Here is a 10559-nt window from a genome sequence, read left to right on the forward strand (position 1 = left end):
GTCCCGCCAGCCGCTGCCGGGAACCGGGCGGGGCGGGTTCGGAGAGGTCGGTCCCGGGCAGTTTGTGCGCGGGGTCCAGCACCGACGGCCGCTCCCCGTGCGGGCGGTTCACCGTGACGTCGGCCAGGTAGGTCAACAGCCGGGTGCCCCGGTCCGCGGAGTGGCGCGCGGTCAGCAGGTGGGGGCGCTCCTCGATGAAGGAGGTGGTGACCCGGCCCGCGCGGAAGTCCGGGTCGTCGAGGACGGCCTGGAGGAACGGGATGTTGGTCGCGACGCCCCTGATCCGGAACTCGGCGACGGCCCGGCGTGCCCTGGAGACGGCGGTGGGGAAGTCACGTCCCCGGCAGGAGAGCTTCACCAGCATCGAGTCGAAGTGGGCGCTGATGCTGGTGCCGGCGAAGGTCGTTCCCCCGTCGAGGCGAATACCTGATCCCCCGGGGGAGCGGTAGGCGCTGATCAGGCCGGTGTCCGGGCGGAAGCCGTTGGTCGGGTCCTCGGTGGTGATCCGGCACTGCAGGGCCGCGCCGCGCAGGCTGACCGCCTCCTGGCTGAGCCCCAGGTCCGCGAGGGTCTCCCCCGACGCGATCCGGAGCTGGGACTGGACGAGGTCGACGTCGGTGACCTCCTCGGTGACGGTGTGCTCGACCTGGATCCTGGGGTTCATCTCGATGAACACGTGCTCGCCGCGTTCGTCCAGCAGGAACTCCACGGTGCCGGCGTTGACGTAGCCGATCTGGCGGGCGAAGGCGACCGCGTCGGCGCAGATGCGGTCCCGCAACGCCGGGTCGAGGTTCGGCGCCGGCGCGATCTCGATGACCTTCTGGTGCCGGCGCTGCACCGAGCAGTCCCGCTCGAACAGGTGCATGACCTCGCCGGTGGCGTCGGCGAGGATCTGGACCTCGATGTGCCTGGGGTTGACCACCGCCCGCTCCAGGAAGACGGTGGGGTCGCCGAAGGCCGACTCGGCCTCCCGCATGGCGGCCTCCAACGCGTCGCGCAGCGCCTCCGGCCGTTCCACCCGACGCATGCCCCGCCCGCCACCGCCCGCCACGGCCTTGACGAACACGGGGAAGGTCATGTCCTCCGCCGCGAGGAGGAGGTCCTCGATGCTCGAGGAGGGCTCCGACGACGCGAGCACCGGCAGCCCGGCGGCGCGGGCCGCGGCGACCGCCCTGGCCTTGTTCCCGGTCAGCTCCAGCACCTGCTGGGTGGGGCCGACGAAGGTGATGCCCGCCTCGGCACAGGCCCTCGCGAGTTCCGGGTTCTCCGAGAGGAAGCCGTAGCCGGGGTAGACGGCGTCGGCGCCCGCCCGCCGCGCGGCCTGCACGATCTCGGGCACCGACAGGTAGGCGCGCACGGGGTGTCCTGGCTCGCCGATCTCGTAGGCTTCGTCGGCTTTCAACCGGTGCAGGGAGTTGCGGTCCTCGTGCGGGAAGACGGCCACCGTCTTCGCTCCGAGCTCGTAGCCGGCTCGGAATGCTCGGATCGCAATCTCACCACGGTTGGCGACGAGGACCTTCCGAAACATGCGGGCTCCCTCCGGTGGGCGAGTGTCGCGAGCAGGGACGTTACCCGCTTCGTCCTACTTTTCGGGAGTGCCGTTCCAGTGGCCAGACGCGGCCGTCCCGGCGCGCACCAGCCACTACTCTTCGTGTGCGCGATACCACCGCGCTGCCTGGATGTCGACTTCTCATCACCTGTGCGGGGGACGGTTCGCCGGTGCCGAACGTCCCGCTCCCGTCAGATCCACGCCGCCGTGCGCGACGTCGACGGGACATCACACTGGCGCTCGCCTTCCTGGCGCCCTCCCTGCTCGTCTTCGCGGTGTTCGTCTTCTTCCCACTGGGTCAGGCGGTCTTCCTGGCGACCCGGGGCAGTGACCTGTTCGGACGACCGACGGTCTCGGTGGGCTTCGGGAACTTCGCGAAGCTGCTCACACCCGAGTTCGGGGGAGTGCTGCTGTTGACGCTGGGGTACGTGGTGCTGGTCGTCGTCCCGAGCATCGTGCTCCCGTTGGCGCTGGCGGTGCCGATGGCGCAACGCCTCCCCGGCATGCGGCTGTTCCGCACGGCCTTCGCGCTCCCCTTCGCCTACTCGGTGGCCGCGGCCTCCGTGGTGTTCTCCCTGCTCTACAACCCCGGCACCAGCGTGCTGAACTGGGTCCTCGAATCGCTGGGAGGGCAGGGACGCGCCTGGCTGACGGACCCCTCACTGGCGCTGGTCTCCGTGGCGTTGGTCACGGTGTGGATGAACACCGGGTTCAACCTGCTGGTGCTGTCGGCGGCCCTCGCCGGCCGGGACGAGGAGGTGTTGGAGGCCGCCGTCCTGGACGGGGCGCGCGGACCGTCCATGTTGTTCCGCATCACCATCCCCCTCATCACGCCGAGCCTGTTCTTCCTGGTCGTGGTGACGACGTTGAACGCTCTCCAGAGTTTCGGGCAGATCTTCATCCTCACCAGGGGTGGGCCGAACGGCGCCACCGGCGTGCTCGTCTACTCGATCTACGACACCGCCTTCGCCAACAACGCCAGCGACTTCGGGTTGGCCTCGGCACAGGGGTTGGTGCTGCTGCTGGTCGGCTTGGCGCTGGCCGCGATCCAGTTCGGGATCATCGAACGAAGGGTGCACTACCAGTGAGCGCCGCTCTGCGTCCGTCCCGCACCACGGCCGTCCTCACCTACGTGCTCCTCGCCGTGGCCGCCGCCGTGCTGCTCTTCCCGGTCGTCTTCACCCTCGTGGGGAGCTTCCTGCCCAAGTCCGAGCTGGTGAGCTATCCGCCCCGTCTCACCTCGGGGGCGTGGACGACGGCCAACTACGAGGGTGTCGTGCACTCGGTGCCGTTGCTGCGGCAGTACCTCAACAGCCTGCTGGTCTCCGGGCTGATCATGGTCGGCCACCTGGTCACCGCGACCCTGTCGGCCTACGCCTTCGTCTTCCTGCGAGTGCCTGGTCGCAGGCCGCTGTTCTGGCTCTTCCTGTCGACGATGATGATCCCCTGGGAGGCCATCGTCATCCCGAACTACCTGCTGGTGGTGAGCCTCGGGTTGGCGTCGAGCTACCCGGCCCTGGTACTGCCCTTCCTCGCGAACGGGTTCGGGACCTTCCTCATGCGCCAGGCGTTCCTCCGCTTTCCGTCGCAGCTGCGGGACGCGGCGACGATCGACGGCTGCGGTCACCTGAGGTTCCTGCTCACCATCCTGGTGCCGATGTCGAAACCGGTGCTGGCCGCGCTGGCCGTGTGGGCGTTCCTCTCCGGCTGGAACCAGTTCCTCTGGCCGCTGCTGGTGAGCAACTCCAGTCCCGAGCTGTACACGCTGCAGATCGGCATCAACTACCTCCGCGCGGTGGACACCAACCAACCGGGACAGGTCCTCGCCGGGATCACGCTGGCGCTGGTCCCGACGCTCCTGCTGGTGCTGGTCGGACAGCGCTGGCTGGTCAGAGGCTTCACCGCAGGAGCGGTGAAGTAACGGCAGACGGAAGGCACGAACCGAGATGAGACGACACTCTCGCCGGCGCGCGTCAGCGCTCGCCCTCACCGTGTCCGGCGTGTTGCTCGCGGCTGGCTGCGCGGGCGCGACCGGCGGCGGCTCGTCGGACGGTGAGCGGGTGACCGCCCCCGGGCCCGAGGTGCTGGACCAGGCGGAGGGGGTGACCACCGTGACCTTCTGGCACTCCATGGGCGGTGGGGCGCTCGGAGACGCACTGGCCGCCCTGACGGACCGCTTCAACGAGGAGAACGAGGGGTCGATCCGGGTCGAGCTGGTCTACAAGAACAGCTACGACGACGCCCTGACCGCCTACAAGGCGGCGATCAGCTCGAACCAGACCCCCTCGCTGATCCAGGTCTACGACATCGGCAGCCAGTTCATGATCGACTCGGGGCAGACGATCCCGGTCCAGGAGTTCGCCGACGCCGACGGCGTCGACTTCGACGACCTCCAGCCGAACATCGCCGGCTACTACAGCATCGACGACACGCTCTACTCGATGCCGTTCAACACCTCCATGCCCCTGATGTACTTCAACGTGGACGCCTTCGAGGAGGCCGGCCTCGACCCGGACAACCCGCCGAGGACGCTCGCGGACATCAGGGAGGCGGCCGAGGCGCTCACCGAGACCGACGCGGCCGGCAACACGACCCGCTACGGTTTCGGGGCGGCGATCTACGGCTGGTTCCTGGAGCAGTGGACCGCCGGTGCCGGGTTGGACATGTGCGACGGGGCGAACGGCCGCGAGGAGCGGGCCAGCGAGGTGCTGATCGACCAGGACACCCAGGTCGAGCTGCTCCAGTGGTGGAAGCAGATGATCGACGACGGCCTCGCGCTGAACACCGGTCGGGAGACCAGCGCCGCCCAGGACGCCTTCACCGCCGGGCGCACCGCGATCACCTTGGAGTCCACCGGCAGCCTGGGTGACTTCCTCGCCGGGGCGGAGGGCCGCTTCGAGGTCGACACCGCCTTCTACCCCAAGGTCTCCAGCGAGGACGCCGGCGGGCCGATCATCGGCGGCGCGTCGCTGTGGATCAGCGGGCCGGGGCACGAACCCGCCGAGCAGCGGGCCGCGTGGGAGTACGTGAAGTTCCTCTCCACCGCCGACAACCAGGCGGAGTGGCACACCTCGACCGGCTACTTCCCCACGAACCGGGCGGCGCTGGAGACCGATCTCGACCGGGAGTGGCGTGCGGAGAACCCGCAGTTCGACACCGCCGTCGATCAGCTGGAGGCCACCGAGCTGACCACGGCCACCCAGGGGTGCCTGGCCGGGGCCATGCCGAAGGTGCGGCAGCTGGCGGAGGAGGCCATCGAGGCGGCGTTGACCGGCGCCAAGAGCGTTGAGGACGCCCTCGGGGATGCCCGGGAGGCGCTGCGCGGCGAGATGAGCGCCTACACCGACAGCATCGGCGGCTGAGGGGGTCCGCGTCGGGGCGGTTGGTGCCCTCCCCCGCCCCGACGCGGTCACGTCTTCTGGAGGTACTCGGCCCGTTCGTCGTCGACCATCGCCGCGACCAGCCGGGCCAGCCCGGGGTGGCGGGTGAGGTGCGGGTCCTCCCCGACCAGTCGCTCCGCCTCGCCCCGCGCCTCGGCGATGAGGTCCTCGTCCGAGATCAGGGACAGCAACCGCAGGGTCGATCGGCGGCCGGACTGGGAGACGCCGAGGATGTCGCCCTCCCGCCGCAGTTCCAGGTCGAGCCGGGCGAGTTCGAAACCGTCGGTGGTGGAGGCGACCGACTCCAACCGCTGCATGGTCGAGGTGCCGGAGGGCGTCTCGCTGACCAGCAGGCACAGGCCAGGAGCGGAACCCCGGCCGACCCGGCCCCGCAGCTGGTGGAGCTGGCTGACGCCGAAGCGGTCGGCGTCGAGGATGACCATGACCGTGGCGTTGGGGACGTTGACACCGACCTCGACGACCGTCGTCGCCACCAGCACGTCGAGCTCGCCGGCGGCGAAGTCCCGCATGACGGTGTCCTTCTCCTCTGCCGGCAACCTGCCGTGCAGGACCCCGATCCGCAGCCCCTCCAACGGCCCGTCCGCCAGGCGGGGAGCCACGTCGAGCACGGCGACCGGTGGTCGCCGCGCGCCCCCGCCCTCGTCCGGCGGGGCGAGCTCGTCGAGGTCCTCCTCGGCGTCCCTGCCGCGTTTCCCGCCCGTTCCCCCCGCGCCGTCCTCGCCGATGCGGGGGCAGACGACGTAGACCTGGTGCCCGGCGGCGACCTCCTCCCGCACCCGCTGCCACGCCCGGTCCAGCCAGGACGGTTTCTCCGCCACTGGCACGACGGAGGTGCTGATCGGGGAGCGCCCGCTGGGGAGCTCCCGCAGCGCGGACACCTCCAGGTCGCCGTAGACGGTCATCGCGACCGTCCGGGGGATCGGGGTGGCGGTCATCACCAGCAGGTGCGGGCTGGTCCCGCCGTCGTCCCTGCTGCGCAACGCGTCACGCTGTTCCACCCCGAACCGGTGTTGTTCGTCGACCACCAGCAACCCGAGGTCGGCGAACCGCACGCGGTCCTGGATGAGGGCGTGGGTGCCGACGACGATGCCGGCGGCGCCGGACACCGCGTCCAGGAGGGCCTGCCTGCGTTTCGCGGCGGGCAGGGATCCGGTGAGCAGGGTGAGCCGGGTGGCGTGCTCCGGCGCCCCCAGCTCGCCGGCGGCGGCCAGGTCTCCGAGCAGTTCCGCCAGTGACCTGGCGTGCTGGGCGGCGAGCACCTCGGTCGGGGCCAGCATGGCCGCCTGCCGACCGGCGTCCACCGCCTGGAGCATCGCCCGCAGGGCCACCACCGTCTTGCCGGAACCGACCTCACCCTGGACCAGCCGGTTCATCGGGTGCCGGGCGGCGATGTCCTGGGCGACCGCGTCCCCCACCTCCCGCTGCCCCGCCGTCAACGTGAACGGGAGCCGTTCGTCGAAGGCGGCCAGCAGGCCGTCGGGGACCGGGGGGCACGGCGGGGCGGGGCGTTCCTCGACGAGCTGCCGACGTCGCACCAGCGCGAGTTGGACGGCCAGTGCCTCGTCCCACTTCAGCCGTTTCCGGGCGATCGCCAGCTCCCGGTGGTCGGCGGGTCGGTGGATGCGCCGGATGGCCTCCTCGAAACCCAGCAGGTGGTGTCGGCGGCGGAGATCGGCGGGCAGGGCGTCCTCGCTCCCCTCCCACACGTCCAGCACCTGTCGGACGCAGCGGGCGATGGACCAGGACGGCAGCCCTTGCGCCGCCGGGTAGACGGGGATCAGCGCGGCGGCGAACTCCTCGGCCGCCGCCTGTTCGTCGCCGTCGGCTCCGCCTGCCTCCGGAACCCCGATCAGCTGGTACTCGGGGTTGGCGAGCTGGAGCGCGCCCCGGTAGCTGGTGACCTTGCCGGCGAAGAGCCCGCGCCGGCCGGGGAGCAGCTCGCGTTCCCGCCAGGCCTGGTTGAAGAAGGTGCAGTTCAGGGTGCGTTGCCCGTCGGTGATCCTGACCTCGAGGATCGTCCCGCGCCGCGAGCGCATGGTGCGCCTGGTGACCCGGTCGACCTGGGCCAGGACGGTGGCGTGCTCGTCGGTCTCCAGCCCGGCGATGCGCGTCAGCTCGCCGCGCTCGGCGTACCGGCGGGGGAAGTGGTAGAGCAGGTCACCGACGGTGCCGATCCCCAGCGCCGTCTCCAGGGCCTTGGCGGTCTTGGCCCCGAGCAGGGGCTCCAGAGGGGCGTCCATCGAGGTCACTGTCCCACCTCCCGCCGACACCGGGATGACGTGGTGCCCGCTGTTCGCTTCTCCGCCCGACCCGCGGCGCCGACGACGGGCGCGGTGGGCCGTCCTGTTGACCGGTGCGGCTGGGGAGCGCCCGGCGCCCCGGGGCACCTGGATGTCCCCCCGCTCCCGCTACCGGTACCGGGAGCCGCCCGCCTCGCCGACGCCGCGGCGCTCGGACTGGGCGGGCCGGTGGGGCTGGTGGGGCTGGTGGGTGTCACTCGACACCCACCAGGAGAACCGCGTCCGGGACCTGGACGTCGTACCCGGTCACCTCCACCTCCGGATGGTTCGCCCGCAGCCGTGCGGTGATCGCGCCGAGCAGCGTGGGCGGCGCGTCCGCCCCGTTCAGGACGGTCACGATCTCGGCGCCGTTGGTCAACATGCGCTCCAGCAGCCGCAGGGCGGCGGAGGGGACGTCGTCGGCGATGAGCACGACCTCGCCGTCCACCAACCCGAGCACGTCTCCCGGCTCACAACGACCGGCCCAGGTGAGCGCGGCGCGCCTGGCCACCATGAGCTCCCCCCTCCGGGTCGCGGCGGCCGCCTCCGCCATGCTCACCGCGTCGTCGGCGGGACGGCGCGCCGGGTCGTGGACCGCCAGCGCCGCGAGCCCCTGCACCGGGGAGGCGGTGGGCACGACCACGACCTCCCTGCCCCGTTCCCAGGCCCGCCCGGCCGCCTGCTCCACGCTGGCCGTCAGCCCCTGGCCGTTCGGCAGCAGCACGACGTGCCGGGCGCCCGCGCCGAGCAGGGCGTCATCCAGCGCGGCGTCCAGCTCGGGACCGGCGGCGTTCCCGTGCACCACCACCGCCCCCTCCGCCCGGAAGAGCTCGCCCAGCCCCTCGCCGGACACGACCGCGACCACGGCCCTGCCACCGGTGGCGCCGGACGCGGGCGTCGGGACACCGGCCCCGGGGGTGGGCCCGGACGCCGTCACCAGGCGTCGAACGCGCACCCGGTGTGGCCGGCCGAGTTCGATGCCCCGTTCGACGGCGGCGCCGACGTCCGCGCAGTGCACGTGCACCGCCCAGTGACCCGCCCCGTCCCCGGCCACCGACACGCAGTCCCCGATCGCGCTGAGCGCCGCGCGCAGCTCGGCCACCCGTCCCTCGTCGGAGTCAGCCAGGAGGTACATCACCTCGTGGTCGTAGTCGGGTCCGAGCTCGTCGGCGCCCGGACCGGCTCCGCAGGCCCCGCTGACGCCAGTCCCTCCGACGCCGGTCGGGGTGCGCAACGGAACGCGGGACAGCGCGTCACGCCGGGGGCCGTCCGCGCTCGGCGGCCGGTCCTCGACCAGCGCCAGCAGGGCGTCCAGGATCACCAGGACACCGCAGCCACCGGCGTCGACCACGCCGGTGGCCGCCAGCGCGTCCTGCTGTCCGGGAGTCGCCAGCAGCGCCCGTTCCGCTCCCGCCACCGCCGCCGCCAGCACGTCGACCAGGGTGTTCACCGAGGCGGCCTCCACGGCCTCGACGGACCCCGCCAGCACGGTGAGCATGGTGCCCGGGGCGGGCTCGGTCACGGCCGTCCGCGCGACCCGCTCCACCCCGACCAGGGCGGTCACCAGGTGCGGCGGGTCCACCAGGTCGAGGTCACGGACGGCCTCGGCGAGGCCCCGCAACATCTGGGACAGGATGACGCCGGAGTTCCCCCGCGCGCCGAGCAGCGCACCGGTGGCGAGGGCGGCGGCCACCTCACCGAGGGTGGCCCCACCAGGCAGGGGGCCGGCCCGCTCGGAGGCGGCGCGCATCGTGTTGAGCAGGTTGGTGCCGGTGTCGGCGTCCGGGACGGGGAACACGTTGATGCCGTCGATCCGTTCCCGGTGAACCTCCAACGCGGCGACACAGTCCTCCGCCCACCTCCGGAGTAACAGCACGTCCAGGTTCCGCACCGAGAAGCTCCTCCGCTTCCGCCGCCCCGGCCCGTACGGCGGCCGGGGACTGGGCTCGGTCTTACACCATCCTCGCCGGGTTCTCACCTCCGCGTCCTCGCCCGGCCACGGGTGTTCCCCGGTGCTCCAGCTTCGGCGCCGGCCACCAAGCCCCGGTCCTGCGGGGTCCCGGTTTGGAGCCGCTCGCGGCCAGCGGTTAACCTGTCGTGGTTGCCCGGCCCGGCCCGGGTTCTCATATCGCCTCCGGGGGCACGACCGCCGGGAGCGCGCATACCCAACGTAAGGAGTGTCTGACGTGGCTGCCGTCTGCGACGTCTGTGGCAAGGGGCCGGGCTTCGGCAAGTCGGTCTCGCACTCGCACCGCCGCACCAACCGTCGGTGGAACCCGAACATCCAGACCGTGCACGCGAAGGTCGGCGTCTCCCAGCGCCAGCGCCTGAACGTGTGCACCGGCTGCCTGAAGGCAGGCAAGGTCGTTCGCGGCTGACAGGCCGAGTGCTCGACGGGAGCCCGGAACACGGAGGTCTCACCAACCGGTTCCGGGCTTTCGCGCGTCCGGGGGTGGTGTGCGGCCCGCCCCCTCGCCTGCCCACCTGCCCCGGCTCCGGCACTGCGGCGTCGGCGGTTCGCTGTTACACAGGTGACCAGCGGTTCCGAGCGTGGGAGGCAGGGCATGCGGTTCGAGAACAGGGTCGTGTTCGTCACGGGCGGCGCCTCCGGACTCGGCCTGGCCATCGCCAGCCGGTTCGGCGCCGAGGGAGCCCGCGTCGTCATCGCCGACATCGCGCTGGACGCGGCGAGGGAGGCCGCGCGGAGCGTGGGTGACGCGACAGCCGTCCGGGTGGACGTCGCCGACCCGGAGTCGGTCCGGCAGGGCTTCGAGCACGTGCTCGCCGAGGAGTTGCGGGTGGACGTGGTCGTCAACAACGCCGGCATCGACGGGGAGCAGCGCATCACCCACGAGCACCCGCTGGAGAACTGGCGCCGGGTGATGTCGATCAACGCCGACGGGGCGTTCCACACGCTGCGCTACGGGCTGGACGCCCTGCTGCGCTCCGGCGGGGGCTGCGTGGTGAACATGGCCTCGACGGCCGGCCTGACGGCGTTCCCGAACATCCCGGCGTACACGGTCGCGAAGGCCGGGTTGGTGGGGCTCACCCGGGCGACGGCGATCGAGTACGCGGACCGGCACATCAGGGTCAACGCCGTCGCGCCGACGATGGTGCTCACCGCCCTCGTGGAGAACTTCATCGAGAACGCGGAGGACCCGGCGGCGATGCGCGCGCAGCTGACGGGGATGAACCCGATTCCGGGAGCGCCGGAGCCGGCCGACGTCGCGGCGGCGGTCGCGTTCCTCGCCTCGGAGGAGGCCCGGTTCATCACCGGCGTGACCCTTCCGGTCGACGGTGGGTACACCGCCCGCTGACCGCTCGCGGCTC

Annotated in this window: 8 protein-coding genes; 5 read left to right on the forward strand and 3 right to left on the reverse strand. The window is 71.9% G+C overall.

The annotated features are described in order from the left end of the window. Positions 1–1528: ATP-binding protein (locus ACTIDRAF_RS0210195; RefSeq protein ID WP_016698636.1), on the reverse strand; the 1528-nt coding region annotated here is incomplete at its 3' end. Positions 1529–1719: 191 nt separating this feature from the next. Here ACTIDRAF_RS0210195 and ACTIDRAF_RS0210200 point away from each other — a divergent pair. Genes ACTIDRAF_RS0210200 through ACTIDRAF_RS0210210 form a run of 3 tightly spaced genes read left to right on the forward strand, consistent with a single transcriptional unit; the run spans position 1720 to position 4911 of the window. Continuing rightward, on the forward strand, positions 1720–2637 hold the full coding sequence (locus tag ACTIDRAF_RS0210200) for a carbohydrate ABC transporter permease (protein ID WP_016698637.1): 918 nt from the start codon (positions 1720–1722) through the stop codon (positions 2635–2637). After that, a complete protein-coding gene (locus tag ACTIDRAF_RS0210205) occupies positions 2634–3470 on the forward strand; it encodes a carbohydrate ABC transporter permease (RefSeq protein ID WP_016698638.1) in 837 nt (278 codons plus the stop codon). Before ACTIDRAF_RS0210200 ends, ACTIDRAF_RS0210205 begins: the two co-directional genes overlap by 4 nt. A gap of 25 nt (positions 3471–3495) precedes the next feature. Next, positions 3496–4911: an ABC transporter substrate-binding protein gene (locus ACTIDRAF_RS0210210; protein ID WP_026065958.1), complete on the forward strand. Its 1416-nt coding sequence runs from the start codon at positions 3496–3498 to the stop codon at positions 4909–4911. Positions 4912–4958: 47 nt separating this feature from the next. On the opposite strand, the gene recG is transcribed toward ACTIDRAF_RS0210210, so the two are convergent. Together recG and ACTIDRAF_RS0210220 are read right to left on the reverse strand one after the other, a co-directional pair. Beyond that, positions 4959–7199 carry an ATP-dependent DNA helicase RecG gene (gene recG, locus ACTIDRAF_RS0210215; RefSeq protein ID WP_016698640.1) on the reverse strand — a complete coding sequence of 747 codons (2241 nt, stop codon included), beginning with the start codon at positions 7197–7199 and terminating at the stop codon, positions 4959–4961. Between the two features lie 244 nt (positions 7200–7443). After that, a complete protein-coding gene (locus ACTIDRAF_RS0210220) occupies positions 7444–9120 on the reverse strand; it encodes a DAK2 domain-containing protein (protein ID WP_016698641.1) in 1677 nt (558 codons plus the stop codon). A 295-nt stretch (positions 9121–9415) separates the two neighbouring features. Here ACTIDRAF_RS0210220 and rpmB point away from each other — a divergent pair, with 295 nt between their 5' ends. Together rpmB and ACTIDRAF_RS0210230 are read left to right on the forward strand one after the other, a co-directional pair. Beyond that, positions 9416–9607 (forward strand): 50S ribosomal protein L28, encoded by a 192-nt coding sequence (gene rpmB / locus ACTIDRAF_RS0210225; protein ID WP_016698642.1) that lies wholly within the window; start codon positions 9416–9418, stop codon positions 9605–9607. Between the two features lie 186 nt (positions 9608–9793). After that, positions 9794–10546, forward strand: a complete 753-nt coding sequence (locus ACTIDRAF_RS0210230; RefSeq protein ID WP_016698643.1) for an SDR family NAD(P)-dependent oxidoreductase — start codon at positions 9794–9796, stop codon at positions 10544–10546. Positions 10547–10559: the final 13 nt, after the last annotated feature.

This window comes from Actinoalloteichus spitiensis RMV-1378, assembly GCF_000239155.1.
In the GTDB taxonomy this organism is placed as follows: Bacteria; Actinomycetota; Actinomycetes; order Mycobacteriales; family Pseudonocardiaceae; genus Actinoalloteichus_B; species Actinoalloteichus_B spitiensis.